The sequence below is a fragment of the Citrobacter sp. Res13-Sevr-PEB04-36 genome (assembly GCF_015672735.1).
In the GTDB taxonomy this organism is placed as follows: domain Bacteria; phylum Pseudomonadota; class Gammaproteobacteria; order Enterobacterales; family Enterobacteriaceae; genus Citrobacter.
This window is the reverse complement of record NZ_JADABY010000018.1, coordinates 79,370-97,278: the sequence shown is the minus strand read 5'-3', so window position 1 is coordinate 97,278 and position 17,909 is coordinate 79,370. Positions and strand designations below refer to the sequence as shown.

Below are 17,909 nucleotides of genomic sequence, written 5' to 3'. Positions count from 1 at the left end.
GAATCATTGAAGCTGAGTGTAGAATAAATGGGCAATCGGGGATGTCAGAATGTGCCGCACCTGGGTAGTGCGGCCATAAAATCAAGCTGGTGTACTAATACGCGCCAGCTGTTCGAAATAATCCGGGAAGGTTTTGGCCGTACATTTAGGATCAAGAATAGTGACTGGCGTATCTGACAGTGCCACCAGCGAGAAACACATCGCCATGCGGTGATCGTTATAGGTCGCAATGTCGGCAAATGTTAACGCTGCCGGTGGCGTGATACGAATAAAATCATGCCCCTCTTCCACTTCAGCGCCTACTTTACGCAGCTCCGTCGCCATCGCGAACAGACGGTCGGTCTCTTTGACTCGCCAGTTGTATATGTTGCGTAAAGTCGTAGTGCCTTTCGCAAACAGTGCCGCGGTAGCAATGGTCATTGCCGCATCCGGAATGTGGTTCATATCCATATCAATGGCGTGTAATTCCCCATGCGTACAGGCAATGAAGTCATCACCCCACGTCACGGTGGCGCCCATTTTTTCCAGCACATCGGCAAAGCGAATATCACCCTGCATGCTGTGGCGGCCAATCCCGGTAACTTTCACCGTGCCGCCTTTAATCGCACCGGCTGCAAGGAAATATGAGGCCGATGACGCATCCCCTTCTACCAGGTATGCACCAGGGGACTGGTACTGCTGTCCACCTTTGACAACAAAATGTTGGTAGTTCTGGTTCTCAATCTCAACGCCAAAGGTTTTCATCAGGTTTAGCGTAATATCGATGTAAGGTTTTGATACCAGCTCACCTTTAATTGTAATCGTCGTATCCTGCGGCGCCAGCGGCGCGGTCATCAGCAACGCGGTGAGAAACTGGCTGGACACGCTGCCGTCCACCTCAACCTGACCACCGATAAAACCACCGCGCAGCCGTAAAGGCGGATAGTTTTCCTGCTCCAGGTAATCAATATTTGCACCACCCTGGCGTAGCGCGTCGACCAGATGGCCAATCGGACGCTCTTTCATGCGCGGTTCACCCGTCAGCACAATATCGTTGTGCCCCAGACACAGCGCGGCCGCCAGCGGACGCATCGCGGTGCCGGCGTTGCCAAGAAACAGTTCGACTGCACCTTCAGCCTGTAACGCGCCGCCGTTACCGATGATTTCACAACGGGTACGATCGGCGGAAAGGGTATAGCTAATCCCTAATGCATTCAGCGCGTTAAGCATATGGCGGACATCATCGCTGTCCAGCAGGTTGGTCAGGACAGTGGTGCCATTTGCTAATGCAGCCAGCAGCAAAGCGCGGTTAGAAACACTTTTGGATCCAGGCAGATTGATGGTGCCATCTACCCGCGCAATGGGTTGTAACGTCAGGGATTCCATGAAACTTAACTCTCAAAAACAGATATAAAAACCCCACAGGCTGGCTGTGGGGATGAAAAATAACAGCCAATTAGCCGCGGCGACGCTCGAAATCGATCATGAAATCAGTCAACGCTTTCACGCCTTCAAGCGGCATTGCATTGTAGATAGACGCGCGCATCCCACCGACCACACGATGTCCTTTCAGCGCATGCAGACCGGCAGCAAAAGACTCTTCCAGGAACAGTTTATCCAGTGCGCTGTCAGCCAACTGGAAAGGAACGTTCATGCGCGAGCGGTTCGACTTCGCAACGTCGTTACGATAGAAGTCACTGTTATCAATGACGCCGTATAGCAGTTCCGCTTTTTGCTGGTTAATTTTGTCCATTACGCTGACGCCGCCCTGCGCTTTCAGCCACTTAAAGACCAGACCAGAGAGGTACCAGGCAAAAGTCGGCGGCGTGTTAAACATCGAGTCATTGTCGTTCAGGACGGTGTAATCGAGGATCGACGGGCAGGACACGTGCGCTTTGCCGAGTAAATCTTCACGTACGATGACGATCGTCAGACCCGCTGGGCCGATGTTTTTCTGCGCGCCAGCGTAGATTACGCCATAGCGGCTAACATCAAGCGGCCCGGACAGAATGGTGGAAGACAGGTCAGCGGTTACCACAACGTTACTGGCAAAATTCGGCGTCTCATCGATTGCAATACCATCGATGGTTTCGTTCGGGCAATAGTGTAGATAAGCCGCATTGTCAGAAAGTTGCCACTCGCTCATCGGCGTGACTGCCCGCAGACCGTCAACGGTGACTTTGGCATCAATCACGTTCGGTGTGCAGTACTTTTTCGCTTCTTTAATGGCGCTGGCAGCCCAGTAACCGGCATCGACGTAATCCGCCGTGGTTTTATCGCCTAAAATATTGAGCGGGATCCCAGCGAACTGACCGCGGCCACCGCCATGGCAGAACAACACTTTGTAGTTGGAGGGAATGCTGAGGAGATCGCGAAAATCCTGCTCTGCTTCCTCTGCAACCTGGATAAACTCTTTTCCACGGTGGCTAATTTCCATCACCGACGTGCCAAGACCATTCCAGTCGCGGAGATCCTGTTGAGCCAGTTTAAGTACGTCCGCCGGTAGCATTGCCGGACCTGAACTAAAATTGAAGACCTGAGCCATTTCCCCTCACCACGTTGTGTTGTTATCCAGTCAACATCCTGTCTTTGGCGATATTTCCAGTGACAGACATTGGGTATATGTTATTCCTGTGGATATCGGTTTTATCATTCAGTGACACGCGCCGCAATGGGTAAAACAGGTCAGGGTAAAAATGAGTCATTCGTCACACAACAGAATCTATCGGATTGACGACTCAAAACCGATATTTTCGCTGTCAGGTAACCCGTTTTGCCCGACTGGCCTTCGTCCATTCTGGATTTGCACAGCGTGGACATAATTGATGATCCCCGGCGCGCATGTGAATAACTTCACTACAGCGTACGCAGGCATAATCCCCTGCCTCCGGCACCACCTTAAAGCGTTGCGTACAGTGTTTAGGCAAAATGCTGAGACCAGGTTTGACGTCTTCGTCGGCAAAGAAATAGACGCTGATTTGCCCGTTTGTCTCCAGAATAGCGAGCCTCACCTGTCCTAATTGCTCCACGCCGTTCAGCCGCAATTCCATAAAAAACTCAAATTCCGTCATATTGGCGTTATTGAGCTTCGACCATGACAGCTCGCCATCTTCGATGATCACCAGCGGTTTACCCTCCAGCAGATCCTCCAGCTTTTCACTGTGCGCCATCAACCACATCACTAAGCGATACAGCAGCGCCAGGGTAATAAATACCACCAGCACCGGTAGCAGCGGGACATCGTCATAAAACGCCACATCCCCCGCTGCCGACCCTAATGTCAAGATAATCAGTACTTCAAAAAGCGACATCTGGCGTACACCACGCCGCCCCGTGAGCTTTAAAAACAGAAAAACCAATATAAAGGTATACAAGCTGCGCAGCGCCACCTCACCCAGAAACTCCATGGGCAGTTTATCCAGCGCCATACGGTGTAAATCGAATGCTTTCATTTTGTACTCTTAACGTGGGTTATCGTGTGAAAGCATAGTCAATGCTTTTATTTGCGTCACCGCAGTGGCGGCGATAGCGCCATTCATATAAAACCCGTATCATTGCGCGCTTTCCGTACGACAAAAGTGATTTTCATGACGCAAACATTTATTCCCGGCAAAGATGCCGCGCTGGAAGATTCCATCGCCCGCTTCCAGCAAAAATTACTCGACCTTGGCTTCCAGATTGAAGAAGCCTCATGGTTGAACCCCGTTCCTAACGTCTGGTCTGTGCATATTCGCGATAAAGAGTGCGCACTGTGTTTCACCAACGGTAAAGGCGCGACGAAAAAAGCGGCGTTGGCTTCCGCGCTGGGCGAATATTTTGAGCGTCTGTCCACCAACTACTTCTTTGCCGATTTCTGGCTGGGTGAAACCATTGCTAATGGGCCGTTCGTGCATTACCCGAACGAAAAATGGTTCCCGTTAACCGAAGAGGATGACGTTCCAGAAGGTCTGTTGGATGCCCGTCTGCGCGCATTCTACGATCCGGAAAACGAACTGACCGGCAGCATGCTGATCGACCTGCAGTCAGGCAATGAAGAACGCGGCATCTGCGGTCTGCCGTTTACCCGCCAGTCTGATAACCAAACCGTGTACATTCCGATGAATATCATTGGCAACCTGTACGTTTCCAACGGAATGTCTGCCGGTAATACTCCAAATGAAGCACGCGTTCAGGGGCTGTCTGAAGTCTTTGAACGTTATGTGAAGAACCGCATCATTGCAGAAAGCATCAGTCTGCCGGAAATCCCGGCCGACGTGCTGGCGCGTTACCCAGCTGTAGTCGAGTCCATCGCCAAACTGGAAGCCGAAGGGTTCCCAATTTTCGCCTATGACGGCTCGCTGGGCGGCAAATATCCGGTTATCTGCGTAGTACTGTTTAACCCGGCTAACGGCACCTGCTTTGCGTCATTCGGCGCCCACCCGGACTTCGGCGTGGCACTGGAGCGTACCGTCACTGAACTGTTGCAGGGCCGCGGTCTGAAAGATCTTGATGTCTTTATGCCCCCGACCTTTGATGATGAAGAAGTGGCTGAGCATACCAACCTCGAAACCCACTTTATCGATTCCAGCGGCCTGATCTCCTGGGATTTGTTCAAGCAGGATGCCGATTATCCGTTTGTTGACTGGAATTTCTCCGGCACCACGGAAGAAGAGTTCGCCACCCTGATGGCTATCTTCAAAACCGAAGATAAAGAAGTGTATATCGCTGATTACGAGCATCTGGGCGTGTACGCCTGCCGCATCATCGTTCCGGGGATGTCCGATATCTATCCGGCTGAAGATCTGTGGTTAGCGAACAACGGTATGGGCACACATCTGCGTGAAACCATTCTTTCTCTGCCGGGCAGCGAGTGGGATAAAGAAGACTATCTCAGCCTGCTCGAACAACTGGATGAAGAAGGTTTTGACGACTTTACCCGCGTACGTGAGCTGCTGGGTCTGGCAACAGGTTCAGACAACGGCTGGTCTACGCTGCGTATTGGCGAGCTGAAAGTGATGCTGGCACTGGCCGGCGGTGACCTGGAGCAGGCGCTGATTTGGACCGAATGGACTATGGAGTTTAACGCATCAGTCTTTAGCGCCGAGCGAGCCAACTACTACCGTTGCCTGCAAACGCTGCTGCTGTTGTCGCAGGAAGACGATCGCCAGCCGCTGCAGTATCTGAACGCCTTTGTCCGTATGTACGGTGCCGATGCGGTTGAAGCGGCGAGTGCGGCATTGAGCGGAGAAGCGCCGTTCTATGGTCTTCAGTCCGTCGACAGCGATCTGCAGGCTTTTCCGGCGCATCAGTCCTTGCTGAAAGCCTATGAAAAACTGCAGCGCGCAAAAGCAGCATACTGGTCAAAATAATGGCAATTAGCCTGCTCTGAGTAGGCTTCAACAATTGACTACGCTATATTACGGGGCGCATTTTGTGCCCCGTTTTTTTATTTTTGCGTAATCAAAAATAAATGTAAAAACAAGGTTAAAAATTAGTAGTTGATATTAAAAAAAATAGCTTGATAGTGTTGCGTTTTATCTCAATTACTCCATTTTAATTAACCGCTCAACGGGAGGCGAAAGGAAAAAATTCAACTCACTTTATAATTTTTAAAATTTATTTTTACTTGGATAATCAAAAAGTTACTCCGTAATCGCATAAAAACCATGCGTCTTACGGGCCTATAAGCCAGGCGAGATATGATCTATATCAAATTCTCATCTATAATGCTTTGTTAGTATCTCGTCGCCGACTTAATAAAGAGAGAGTTAGTGTGAAAGCTGACAACCCTTTTGATCTTATACTTCCTGCTGCTATGGCCAAAGTTGCCGAAGAAGCAGGCGTCTATAAAGCAACGAAACATCCGCTTAAGACGTTCTATCTGGCAATTACTGCCGGTGTGTTCATTTCAATTGCCTTTGTTTTCTATATCACCGCCACGACCGGTACTGGAACGATGCCTTTCGGCATGGCCAAGTTGATCGGTGGTATCTGCTTTTCCCTGGGACTGATTCTTTGTGTTGTCTGCGGCGCCGACCTCTTTACTTCAACCGTACTGATTGTCGTCGCTAAGGCCAGTGGGCGTATTACCTGGGGCCAACTGGCAAAAAACTGGCTCAACGTTTATGTTGGCAACCTGGTGGGTTGCTTGCTCTTTGTGCTACTGATGTGGCTTTCCGGCGAATATATGACCGCTAACGGCGCATGGGGGCTTAACGTCCTGCAAACCGCCGATCACAAAGTGCATCACACCTTTGTTGAAGCCGTCAGCCTTGGCATTCTGGCTAACCTGATGGTGTGTCTGGCCGTATGGATGAGCTATTCAGGCCGCAGCCTGATGGACAAAGCGTTTATCATGGTATTACCGGTCGCAATGTTTGTTGCCAGCGGTTTTGAGCACAGTATCGCAAACATGTTTATGATCCCTATGGGTATCGTAATACGCGATTTCGCTACACCGGAATTTTGGACCGCTGTCGGTTCTTCTCCGGAGAATTTTTCTCACCTGACCGTGATGAATTTCATCACCGATAACCTGATTCCGGTTACGATCGGTAACATTATCGGCGGCGGTTTGTTAGTCGGGTTGACATACTGGGTCATTTACCTGCGTGGTAACGATCATCACTAATCTGTTGATGCTCATTGCACGTAGTAAATAAAAAATCCACTTAAGAAGGTAGGTGTTACATGTCCGAGCTTAATGAAAAGTTAGCCACAGCCTGGGAAGGTTTTACCAAAGGTGATTGGCAGAATGAAGTAAACGTCCGTGACTTCATTCAGAAAAACTACACTCCGTATGAGGGTGACGAGTCCTTCCTGGCTGGCGCAACTGACGCGACCACCAAGCTGTGGGACAGCGTGATGGAAGGCGTTAAACAGGAAAACCGCACTCACGCGCCTGTTGACTTTGACACCTCCGTTGCTTCTACCATCACTTCTCACGATGCTGGTTACATCAACAAGCAGCTTGAGAAAATCGTTGGTCTGCAGACTGAAGCTCCGCTGAAACGTGCGATCATTCCGTTTGGCGGCATCAAAATGGTTGAAGGTTCCTGCAAAGCGTACAATCGCGAACTGGACCCGATGCTGAAAAAAATCTTCACCGAATACCGCAAAACCCACAACCAGGGTGTATTCGATGTTTATACCAAAGACATTCTGAACTGCCGTAAATCCGGTGTTCTGACTGGTCTGCCAGATGCGTATGGCCGTGGCCGTATCATCGGTGACTACCGTCGCGTTGCGCTGTACGGTATCGACTACCTGATGAAAGACAAATACGCTCAGTTCGTCTCTCTGCAGTCCGATCTGGAAAATGGCGTAAACCTGGAAGCAACTATCCGTCTGCGTGAAGAAATTGCTGAACAGCACCGCGCACTGGGTCAGATCAAAGAAATGGCGGCTAAATATGGCTGCGATATCTCTGGTCCGGCTACCAACGCTCAGGAAGCTATCCAGTGGACCTACTTCGGCTACCTGGCCGCTGTTAAGTCTCAGAACGGTGCAGCAATGTCCTTCGGTCGCGTATCCACCTTTCTGGATGCGTACATCGAACGTGATATCAAAGCAGGCAAAATCACCGAGCAAGACGCTCAGGAAATGATTGACCACCTGGTCATGAAACTGCGTATGGTTCGTTTCCTGCGTACCCCTGAATATGATGAACTGTTCTCCGGTGACCCGATTTGGGCAACTGAATCAATCGGCGGTATGGGCGTTGACGGCCGTACTCTGGTAACCAAAAACAGCTTCCGCTTCCTGAACACCCTGTACACCATGGGTCCTTCTCCGGAGCCGAACATCACCGTTCTGTGGTCTGAAAAACTGCCTCTGAACTTCAAGAAATTCGCCGCTAAAGTGTCCATCGACACCTCTTCTCTGCAGTATGAGAACGATGACCTGATGCGTCCGGACTTCAACAACGACGATTACGCTATCGCTTGCTGCGTAAGCCCGATGGTTGTTGGTAAACAAATGCAGTTCTTCGGTGCGCGTGCAAACCTGGCGAAAACCATGCTGTATGCAATCAACGGCGGCGTTGATGAAAAACTGAAAATCCAGGTTGGTCCGAAATCTGAACCAATCAAAGGTGATCTGCTGAACTTCGACGAAGTGATGGAACGTATGGATCACTTCATGGACTGGCTGGCTAAACAGTACGTCACCGCACTGAACGTCATCCACTACATGCACGACAAGTACAGCTACGAAGCCTCTCTGATGGCGCTGCACGACCGTGACGTTGTTCGCACCATGGCGTGTGGTATCGCGGGTCTGTCCGTTGCTGCTGACTCCCTGTCTGCAATCAAATATGCGAAAGTTAAACCGATTCGTGACGAAGACGGTCTGGCTATCGACTTCGCAATCGAAGGCGAATACCCGCAGTTTGGTAACAACGACTCTCGCGTTGATGACATGGCGGTTGACCTGGTAGAACGTTTCATGAAGAAAATTCAGAAACTGACTACTTACCGTAACGCTATCCCGACTCAGTCTGTTCTGACCATCACCTCTAACGTTGTGTATGGTAAGAAAACCGGTAATACCCCAGATGGTCGTCGTGCTGGCGCGCCATTCGGACCGGGTGCTAACCCAATGCACGGCCGTGACCAGAAAGGTGCTGTTGCCTCTCTGACCTCCGTTGCTAAACTGCCGTTTGCTTACGCTAAAGATGGTATCTCTTACACCTTCTCTATCGTTCCAAACGCACTGGGTAAAGACGACGAAGTGCGTAAGACCAACCTGGCTGGTCTGATGGATGGTTACTTCCACCACGAAGCGTCCATCGAAGGTGGTCAGCACCTGAACGTGAACGTCATGAACCGTGAAATGCTGCTGGACGCGATGGAGCACCCTGAGAAATATCCTCAGCTGACCATCCGTGTATCTGGTTACGCAGTACGCTTTAACTCCCTGACTAAAGAACAGCAGCAGGATGTTATTACCCGTACTTTCACTCAGACCATGTAATTGGTTTTGACTGAAATCACGCGTTAAATGTCGTACAATAAAGGCTCCACGTAAGTGGGGCCTTTTTAGCAACTAAGTCTCTTTCGTCAGCTATCTATACTTATGGATAACCGCCAAAACAGACTCGACACAGTTAATAACTGTGCACTCACTCTGGCCCCGGATGGGCCACATCTGGAGATACACCGCAATGTCAGTTATTGGTCGCATTCACTCCTTTGAATCCTGTGGCACCGTAGACGGCCCGGGCATCCGCTTTATTACCTTCTTCCAGGGCTGCCTGATGCGCTGCCTGTATTGCCATAACCGTGATACGTGGGACACGCACGGCGGTAAAGAAGTCACCGTTGAAGAATTGATGAAAGAAGTGGTGACCTATCGTCACTTTATGAACGCCTCCGGTGGCGGCGTGACGGCATCTGGCGGAGAGGCTATCCTACAGGCCGAATTCGTTCGTGACTGGTTCCGCGCCTGTAGAAAAGAAGGCATTCATACCTGTCTCGATACCAACGGATTTGTTCGCCGTTACGATCCGGTAATTGATGAACTGCTGGAAGTGACCGATCTGGTAATGCTCGACCTCAAACAGATGAACGACGAAATTCACCAGAACCTGGTGGGCGTCTCTAACCATCGTACGCTGGAGTTCGCACGCTACCTGTCTAACAAAGACATCAAAGTATGGATCCGCTACGTTGTGGTACCGGGCTGGTCTGACGATGACGACTCTGCGCATCGTCTGGGTGAATTTACCCGCGATATGGGCAACGTCGAAAAAATCGAACTGCTGCCTTACCATGAGCTGGGTAAACACAAATGGGTGGCGATGGGCGAAGAATACAAGCTGGATGGCGTGAAACCACCGAAGAAAGAGACTATGGATCGCGTGAAAGGCATTCTTGAGCAATATGGTCACAAAGTGATGTATTAAGTTTACATCCCTGCAAAACGGCTGCCCAACATGGCGGCCGTTTTGTTATCTACACTCACCTCTCCGGCAAACGGGCCACAACACAGGAAAGGACGTCATGCGGTTATTCATCTCAGGAGTGTTACTGTTGTCTGCCCAGGCCGCGAATGCCGCCAGCAACTGCGATATTAATGCCATCATCCAGCACGCCTGGCCGGATGCCAGGACAACGTCGCAAGGTACTATCACTAAAGATAACCGGGTGATTACCATCCACGGTGATTCACCCAAAAGCGCGATTTGCCGTGTCTGGCCGGCTCACCCTGAGCTGACGCTGGCCGCTGTACCATTAATGGCTCAGCAGTATAGCGATTACGATAACGTCGGCGATCTGGAGCTTCTGGTGCTCGATTCCGCCACTCTCGACGTAAAACAACGATTACGCCTGCCAGAGAGTATGAGCGACGACGCCATTCGCATTACCGGCCTGACACTGGATACCGCGCGCTGGAAAATTGCGCCTGAACAGACCGCATTCGGTTTGCGTATCTCCCGTACCGGCAGTTCCCGGGTAAATCCATTTAGTGAAACGGCGCTCTCGCTGTTTGTCATAGACAATAACCAGGTCCGGCCAATACTGAACGGTATTGTGCTTGAGAATAGCAGCGGAGAATGGGACGGCAACTGCGAGGGAACCTTCAGCGACAGTAAACGCACCCTGGCGCTGGATTCCGGTTCACAAAATGGGTATGCAGATATTCGGGTGACCGAGAAAAACGTGGCATCAACAAGCTATGTTGATGCCAACGAGCAGTGCGTATCGAAAGATAGACCGGGTAAAGCCAGCTGGCTACTGCATTATGACGGTAACCACTATGCCATTCCCGGCGAACTTACCCCGCTGTCCTGAGCAGCCAGGCAGGAGATAGTCCCGCTATCTCCTTTTGGTTATCGCTCGTTTAGCCCTTTCTTCTCGCCAGCAGCGGGAAAATTAAGCCCAGCCCGACCAGCACAAACGGCGTCGCAATGTTAAGCGTCAGCTGGAACGTCCACTCTGGGGTAAAGGCTTCCATTTTTGGAAATATCCCAGTGAGGCAGGCAAACGCGGTGAAGGCAAAACACCATCCCCCGACGGTTAACGCCAGCGTTTTATTGCGAATAAAAACATATTCTGACTTATATTTCTGCGCCAGCCGAATAACGGCAATAAATGCTACGAACACCCATAAATAACGCAATGGCATAACAACGGAGTTGAGATTCAGTAACCATTTATACAAATTGTTCATGTCGCCAATACCCAACGTCGGCAACATAATCAAAATGGCAACTAGCACTAACGTGAGTATATAACCGTTCACCGGCGTACCGGAGGCATTTGTGCGGCACAAACGTGCAGGAATATACCGACTGTCTGCATCGCCCAGCAAGACTTTAAGCGGCGCATCAATAGAAAATACGAGTGCCGCAATCTGCCCCAGCGTATTGGCAACCGCATAAATAACCATCAGCGTGTTACCCATCCCGTAATACTCGCCCAGTTTCTGGAAAGCATAATATTGACCGTTGGTCATTAAATCATCGGGAATATGCCGGGAGTCAAACATCATCCCCATTGCCAGCGATCCGAGGATCGCGCACACCGCCACCATAATGGCCAGAATCAACATCCCTTTCGGGAATTCTTTGCCTGGATTGCGGGTCTGGTTAACATAAGGTGAGATTTTCTCCGCGCCACCCACCGCGAAGACCAGCATCGAAATCGTCGTGATATAGGTAAAATCGATATGCGGAATGAACGATTCCCAAGTGATGTTAGTCGTGGCGATCTCAACATTCGTGATTGCCGGTGCGGTTACCGCCATTACGACATACAGAATCGACATCACGAACATCGCAATTCCCGCCACGGAACCCACAATTTTCAGTGACTTCATCCCACGGGATGCAACCCACATGAAGAAGACAAACAGCGCCAGCGTCAGCCCTTGTAGCGCAACAACGCTGTATTCTTTAATAAGTGACCCATCACCCTTCAGCGCCCAACCCAGGGCAATCAGGATTGCCTGCGGTTTCTGTGCCAGGTAAGGATATGCACCACCCAGTAAGTCCATGCGGCAAGGTAAGCCAGCCCTGGCCCCATGGTGTGCTTAATCCAGGTACTGACGCCACCTTTACCTTCTTTAAACGTAGAGCCAAGCTGTCCGACGATCAGTGCATAAGGAATAAAATAGAGCGCAAAAATAAAGATCCAGGAGGAGACAACTACTAATCCCTGATTAGCATAGTTGTTAACAACGTTGCCAAACCCCCAAACGGTAATAAACGACATCAAGGCGATGTTGTACCATCGCAACTGTTTTTCCTGTGCACCGGCCATACGCGATCCTTCGTGGGGTTATTTTAAATATCAATAAATGAGGCGAGGGATTATGCGCGGTAAAATGAACGGGCGGAAATGGCAGAATGTAAAACTATAACCTTCTGCACAGTTTATTTTTCAGCAAAGATGAGGGGGAATTGAATACGGTGGATTCTCACCAAACATACATAATTTGTATGAATAGAAACCCACCGTAATCGTTAAATAGCCTCAGATATGTGCCACAGAATTGGGCTTGTGTCCTGTTTTACGCAACAGCATCAGTAAATAAATAAACGACACGCTGGCGATCATGATGAACAACAGGCTATCTGAGAAGTTCTGCATCAACATTGCGGTAAATGACGGCCCAAGCAGGCTCCCCACGGTATAGCTTAATAACAGTGCCTGGTTCATGGCAACCAGCTGGTGGTGTTCCACTTTTTCACAGGCCCAGGCCATCGCCACCGGATAGAGCGTAAAACCGGCCGCACCTAACATGAACAACGCCGGGGCCATTGCAGCCTGGTTCAGCATCGCAATGCTGCCGATGATCACCACAAAAACCTGAACGCGTAAAACCAGCAGGCGACCTAATTTATCCGCCAGACGGCCAATCGGCCATTGGCCCAGAATACCGGCGCTGACCATCACCGCCATCCAGAAACCAATGCTGGCGTTACTGGCCCCCTGATGATTAAGGTACAGCGGCATCAAGCCATACAACGAGCCCAGCACAATACCGGAGATAATGCAGCCATTCACGCCCAGTCGCGCCTGACGAAGTCTCAACATCGATGCTATCGGCGTCGAATGCTGTTCTTCGCTTTGCTGATTCACAATGCGGGTAAAGAGCAGTGGTAATACGCCTGCCAGAATCGTGCCAGTGACCCACGGCAGAACGCTCATTAGCTCTGTCGAGACTTTACTGACTAACAGCTGCCCTAAAAACGTCCCCACATAATAGACCATCATATAGGCAGCCAGTAAGCGTCCGCGGTTGCGGGACGTCCCACTGCACATCAGCGCGCTTTCTACCACCACCCAAATCATGGCGCAGCCGACACCGGCGATAAAACGCCAGGTCATCCAGCTCCAGAATCCCACCATCACGCCCAGCCCGATACAGCCCACGGCGAAGATAAACGAGGCAATGTAATAGCTGCGGTTAAAGCCAAGGTGTCTGATTAAATACCCGGTCAATAACGTCCCGACCAGATTCCCGGTGAAATAGGACGAACTAACCACGCCAACCTGCCAGGTCGGCAGATTTTCATGGGCGAGCCAAAGCGGGACGAGCGTGTTTAACACGGCAATCGCCAGAGTCAGCAAAAGCAGCCCGCACAGCAGCAGCATAACGGGTCGGGTATAGGTAGACATGAATAAAAAACCGTGAGGAAGTTCAAATTTCATGCGCATCATGCCACTGCCAAAAACATTGTCAATCGGCGCAATCAGGGGCCTGAGGCGCTTTCATGACGATCGATTCGTATTACTGATTCTTAATATGAATGGATGAAAAAGAGGAAAATACATCTGTTTGTTTTAATTGATCTAAAACAAAATTATCGCGTTTCGTTCAGTCGAAATATTTCATGGATGAATCGCATTTTTTATTTGCCGAATGGCGCCGTTAGCTGCGCCATTCGGCATTCTTCAGATCAGCTGGCAACTGCCATGCCCACTGTCATATGCAGACCGTAGAACACACCGCGACCGATCAATTCGCCAACCAGCAGCAGAATAAATGCCACTGACAGCAACGGTACTGCCGGTTGGTAGCCTTTTACCTGCGGCACAATCCAGCAGCACAGAGCCAAAGCCAGTGCCGCAATGCGCCACGCCATGAGCGAGCCGTAGTCCGGTACCAATGCAGATGCCTGCTGAATGGAACTGTGAATTGTCGCTAGTTCAGCCCCCTGCATCACCGCCATGATAGCACTCACCACCAGCGCAAATACCGAAATCGCCGGCAGCAGGCGCATTGCCCAGCCGTCTACTCCAGCCACGCGCAGCAGCAGATAACCTAACAGCGGCCCCCCCAAAAACAGCGTCAGGAAGAAGCCCAGCGGCGTCCAGAGGCTGTACCAGGTTGGGATCGTATCAATGGTGTTATACACGCGCACCATCATCCAGACGAAAACCACGCCCAGTACCATAGTGACGATTAGCCACAAAGTACGTAACGCAGGCGGCATTTTTTTCAACGTCGCCATCAGCCAGCCGATACCGCCGACGGCAAAGAACAGCGAACCGCTGGCAATTTCGTTACTCAGTGCAGAAGCACCAATGCGGTTAAGGGAGTTAAAAGCACGCATCGGCGATCCCAGGTGCAGCATAGAGGCAATAAAGCCAATGCCCATTAACACCCACAGGCCCAACATACAGGCAACGACACGCTGCTGTGCATCGGGACGTAAGCCCCCTTTCATCAATGCCAGCGCCAGAACAATAAAGCCGCCAACCACACACTGTCCGAAGACCGTGAAGATCATCAGCGGCCACTCATGCCATCCACTTCCCATCTTACACCTCCTTCGGATTAGCCAGATAACCCGTGGTATCCCCGGTCGGGCGGCTATTGGCATTAGGTTTGATTACAATGCTGGGTTTGGTGAAATGTGCACCCGGTAGTGGCGCAACCGCCGCCAGCTCACCGTGTTTTTTGCGCAGTTCATCAATCGGACCAAAATCCAGCGCGCGCAATGGACAAGATTCGACGCAGATCGGCTTTTTGCCCTCGGCCACGCGGTCGTGGCAGCCATCACACTTGGTCATATGCCCTTTGGCCGCATTGTACTGTGGCGCGCCGTAAGGACAGGCCATATGGCAATAACGACAGCCAATGCACACATCTTCATCGACGACCACAAAACCGTCTTCACGCTTGTGCATCGCGCCACTCGGACACACCTTGGTACACGCCGGGTCTTCACAATGGTTACACGCAATGGACAGGTAATAGGCAAAGACGTTCTGGTGCCAAACGCCGTTGTCTTCTTGCCAGTCGCCACCGGCGTATTCGTAAATACGACGGAAACTGACATCCGGGGTTAAATCTTTATAGTCTTTGCAGGCCAGTTCGCAGGTTTTGCAACCGGTGCAACGGCTGGAATCAATAAAAAATCCATACTGGGTTGTCATCGGTTACTCCTTACACCTTTTCAACCTGAACAAGGTTCGTATGTGACGGGTTCCCCTTCGCGAGCGGAGAAGGACGCTGGGTCGTCAGCACGTTGATGCAGCCGCCCTGATCCACACGTTTCATATCCGGGTCATACCAGGCTCCCTCACCTAGCGCCACCACGCCCGGCATCATACGCGGCGTGACTTTCGCCTCGATACGCACTTCGCCACGATCGTTAAAGATACGTACCTTATCGCCGTTGCTAATACCACGTCGTTGCGCGTCCAGCGGGTTGATCCACATTTCCTGGCGGCAGGACGCTTTCAGCACATCCACGTTGCCATAGGTCGAGTGAACGCGAGATTTGTAGTGGAAGCCCGTCAGCTGCAGTGGGAATTTATCCGCCAGCGGATCGCTTAAACTTTCAAAGCCCGGGGCGTAGACTGGCAAGGGATCGATCACATCGTCTTCAGGGAGTTCCCAGGTAGCCGCAATGTCCGCCAGCGCCTGAGAATAAATTTCAATTTTGCCCGATGGTGTAGTGAGCGGGTTGGCTTGAGGATCCTCACGGAACGCTTTGTACGCCACATGATGCCCTTCTGGATCGCGCTGTTTAAAGATCCCCTGCTTGCGGAACTCTTCAAACGTAGGCAGTTCAGGTATCGCTTTGCGCGACTGTTCATACAAATGACGCATCCACTCTTCCTGAGTTCGGCCTTCCGTAAACTGCTGCTCAACGCCAAGGCGCTTCGCCAGTTCGCTGGTCATTTGATAGATAGTCTTGCATTCAAAGCGCGGTTTGATCGCCTGATCGGTGAAAATCACATACGACATATTCCCGCAGGAGGCATCCAACGCGAAGTCCATTTGTTCAGACGCGGTGCAGTCCGGCAGCAAAATATCCGCGTATTTCGCCGAGGATGTCATATGGCAATCAATGACGACAATCATCTCGCACTTCTTGTCATCTTGTAGGATTTCATGCGTGCGGTTGATATCAGAATGCTGGTTAATCAGACAGTTACCGGCATAGTTCCAGATCATCTTGATGGGTACATCAAGCTTATCTTTACCGCGAACACCGTCGCGCAGCGCCGTCATTTCTGGGCCTCGCTCAATGGCGTCCGTCCACATAAACATCGAGATACTGGTTTCAACCGGGTTTTCCAGCGTCGGCATACGTTCAAACGGCAGATCGTAAGAGCCTTCACGCGCACCGCTGTTACCCCCATTAATACCGACGTTGCCGGTCAGAATAGCCAGCATAGAAATAGCACGGGTGGCAATTTCACCGTTGGCGTGACGCTGTGGTCCCCAACCCTGACTGATGTAGGCAGGTTTGGCGCTGCCAATTTCACGTGCCAGCTTAACGATGCGTTCCGCAGGAATACCGGTTATCTGCGCGGCCCATTCCGGGGTCTTCGCGATACCGTCTTTGCCCTGACCTAAAATGTAAGCCTTGTAGTGGCCATTCTTTGGTGCGCTCGCCGGGAGGGTTTTCTCGTCATACCCCACGCAGTATTTATCGAGGAACGGTTGATCAACCATATTTTCGGTAATCAACACGTAGGCCAGGCCATTGACCAATGCCGCATCGGTGCCCGGACGAATCGGGATCCATTCATCTTCACGACCCGCACCGGTGTCCGTGTAGCGCGGATCGATGATGATCATTCGCGCATTGGATTTCTGCCGCGCCTGTTCGAGGTAATACGTTACCCCGCCACCGCTCATGCGGGTTTCACCCGGATTATTACCAAACAGAACAACCAGTTTACTGTTTTCGATATCAGACGGGCTGTTGCCGTCCGCCCAGCCGCCGTAGGTATAGTTCAACCCTGCAGCAATTTGTGCAGAAGAGTAATCCCCGTAGTGGTTCAGATAACCACCACAGCAGTTCATCAGACGAGCGACCAGCGTTTTACCCGGTGGCCATGAGCGTGTCATGGTTCCGCCCAGCGTACCGGTGCCGTAGTTCAGGTAGATAGACTCGTTGCCGTAGTCTTTGATCAGCCGCTGCATGTTGCTGGCGATGATGTCATACGCCTCATCCCAGCTGATACGCTCGAACTTGCCTTCGCCACGCTTGCCGACGCGTTTCATCGGGTACTTCAGACGATCGGGATTATAGACACGGCGGCGCATGGAGCGACCACGCAGACAGGCACGAACCTGGTGCAGCCCTTCATAATTGTCATCGCCGGTATTATCAGTTTCAACATATTTGATTTCACCGTCCACCACGTGCATACGCAGCGGGCAGCGGCTACCACAGTTAACCGTACAGGCGCTCCAGATCACTTTCTCATTGATCTGCGCCGAATTAATGGCTTCTGCAGCATTGGCAATACGGGTAAATGGCAGGGTAAACGCGCTACTGGCCATCGCCAGCCCGCCTATCGCCGTCGTTTTAACCAAACCGCGACGACTCACCTCAGCGGCCAGCACGGCATCGGGGATCTTAGTTTTCATAGTGGCTCACTCTGCTGCTCACAATAAAGAAACAATCGCTGTATAGCTTTTTATATATCAATGCTATCGTTATACAGACTGGTATATAGTGAATTTGCGTAAAGACA

At 51.1% G+C, this 17,909-nt stretch carries 12 protein-coding genes and 1 pseudogene; 5 read left to right on the top strand and 8 right to left on the bottom strand.

What is annotated here, in order from left to right; translation table 11 throughout:
- Nucleotides 1–81: 81 nt before the first annotated feature.
- The 3 genes from aroA to IMQ48_RS05960 all read right to left on the bottom strand — a co-directional run bounded on the left by aroA (nt 82) and on the right by IMQ48_RS05960 (nt 3,431).
- Nucleotides 82–1,365, bottom strand: a complete 1,284-nt coding sequence (gene aroA, locus IMQ48_RS05970; RefSeq protein WP_196208283.1) for a 3-phosphoshikimate 1-carboxyvinyltransferase — start codon at nt 1,363–1,365, stop codon at nt 82–84.
- Between the two features lie 70 nt (nt 1,366–1,435).
- Nucleotides 1,436–2,524 (bottom strand): 3-phosphoserine/phosphohydroxythreonine transaminase, encoded by a 1,089-nt coding sequence (serC, locus tag IMQ48_RS05965; protein WP_196208282.1) that lies wholly within the window; start codon nt 2,522–2,524, stop codon nt 1,436–1,438.
- A gap of 214 nt (nt 2,525–2,738) precedes the next feature.
- Nucleotides 2,739–3,431, bottom strand: a complete 693-nt coding sequence (locus IMQ48_RS05960) for a DUF421 domain-containing protein (protein WP_196208281.1) — start codon at nt 3,429–3,431, stop codon at nt 2,739–2,741.
- A 135-nt stretch (nt 3,432–3,566) separates the two neighbouring features.
- Between IMQ48_RS05960 and ycaO the strand changes: the two genes are divergently transcribed.
- The 5 genes from ycaO (at nt 3,567) to IMQ48_RS05935 (ending at nt 10,751) form a co-directional block, all read left to right on the top strand.
- Entirely contained in the window at nt 3,567–5,327 is a 1,761-nt protein-coding gene (gene ycaO / locus IMQ48_RS05955) for a 30S ribosomal protein S12 methylthiotransferase accessory factor YcaO (RefSeq protein WP_196208280.1), read from the top strand.
- A 404-nt stretch (nt 5,328–5,731) separates the two neighbouring features.
- Nucleotides 5,732–6,589, top strand: a complete 858-nt coding sequence (focA, locus tag IMQ48_RS05950) for a formate transporter FocA (RefSeq protein WP_135322512.1) — start codon at nt 5,732–5,734, stop codon at nt 6,587–6,589.
- 59 nt (nt 6,590–6,648) lie between these two features.
- Complete coding sequence (gene pflB, locus IMQ48_RS05945; protein WP_196208279.1) at nt 6,649–8,931, top strand: formate C-acetyltransferase; 2,283 nt, start codon at nt 6,649–6,651, stop codon at nt 8,929–8,931.
- Between the two features lie 190 nt (nt 8,932–9,121).
- Nucleotides 9,122–9,862 (top strand): pyruvate formate lyase 1-activating protein, encoded by a 741-nt coding sequence (pflA, locus tag IMQ48_RS05940; RefSeq protein WP_096757686.1) that lies wholly within the window; start codon nt 9,122–9,124, stop codon nt 9,860–9,862.
- 97 nt (nt 9,863–9,959) lie between these two features.
- Nucleotides 9,960–10,751, top strand: coding sequence for a hypothetical protein (locus tag IMQ48_RS05935; protein WP_196208278.1), 792 nt, complete (start codon nt 9,960–9,962; stop codon nt 10,749–10,751).
- A 49-nt stretch (nt 10,752–10,800) separates the two neighbouring features.
- Here IMQ48_RS05935 and IMQ48_RS05930 read toward each other — a convergent pair.
- The 5 genes and pseudogenes from IMQ48_RS05930 to dmsA all read right to left on the bottom strand — a co-directional run bounded on the left by IMQ48_RS05930 (nt 10,801) and on the right by dmsA (nt 17,802).
- Nucleotides 10,801–12,221: pseudogene (locus IMQ48_RS05930) on the bottom strand (APC family permease).
- Nucleotides 12,222–12,434: 213 nt separating this feature from the next.
- Nucleotides 12,435–13,583 carry an MFS transporter gene (locus IMQ48_RS05920; RefSeq protein WP_196208303.1) on the bottom strand — a complete coding sequence of 383 codons (1,149 nt, stop codon included), beginning with the start codon at nt 13,581–13,583 and terminating at the stop codon, nt 12,435–12,437.
- 281 nt (nt 13,584–13,864) lie between these two features.
- Nucleotides 13,865–14,728 (bottom strand): dimethyl sulfoxide reductase anchor subunit family protein, encoded by an 864-nt coding sequence (locus tag IMQ48_RS05915; protein WP_196208275.1) that lies wholly within the window; start codon nt 14,726–14,728, stop codon nt 13,865–13,867.
- A gap of 1 nt (nt 14,729) precedes the next feature.
- Complete coding sequence (dmsB, locus tag IMQ48_RS05910; RefSeq protein ID WP_096757690.1) at nt 14,730–15,347, bottom strand: dimethylsulfoxide reductase iron-sulfur subunit DmsB; 618 nt, start codon at nt 15,345–15,347, stop codon at nt 14,730–14,732.
- Nucleotides 15,348–15,357: 10 nt separating this feature from the next.
- Complete coding sequence (gene dmsA / locus IMQ48_RS05905; protein WP_196208274.1) at nt 15,358–17,802, bottom strand: dimethylsulfoxide reductase subunit A; 2,445 nt, start codon at nt 17,800–17,802, stop codon at nt 15,358–15,360.
- Nucleotides 17,803–17,909 lie beyond the last annotated feature (107 nt).